This is a genomic window from Priestia sp. SIMBA_032, from assembly GCF_046535215.1.
Lineage (GTDB): Bacteria > Bacillota > Bacilli > Bacillales > Bacillaceae_H > Priestia > Priestia aryabhattai.
This window is the reverse complement of the sequence record NZ_JAWRXD010000810.1, coordinates 1-265: the sequence shown is the minus strand read 5'-3', so window position 1 is coordinate 265 and position 265 is coordinate 1. Positions and strand designations below refer to the sequence as shown.

The following is a 265-nucleotide window of genomic DNA, read 5'->3' as shown; positions in this document are numbered from 1 at the left end:
CTCTTTAATAGATTGGTTGATGAGATAAATAAAGGCAACATAAGTTTCGATGATGCAAGAAATGTGGCTGGATTCCTTGCAGGCACAAAAGAAAGTCGTTCTACTCTTCACGAGTATGCGAATGAGAAAAACCTTTTCAAGGCAGTTAAAGCTTACCTAAATCAATCCGAACTTTCTTTTACGAAGGTTTTTGAAGTACACTGCCCTAACCGACGAAAAAAGCTTGAAGAAAACTCCCTAGCCTTAAGTAAATAAAGACGCAAAC

The 265-nt window shown here is 37.7% G+C and carries 1 protein-coding gene; it reads left to right on the top strand.

Annotation, left to right across the window (positions count from 1 at the left end; genetic code table 11):
• The coding region (locus SB717_RS36580; protein WP_410907952.1) for a hypothetical protein at positions 1 to 255 on the top strand (255 nt) is incomplete at its 5' end.
• Positions 256 to 265 lie beyond the last annotated feature (10 nt).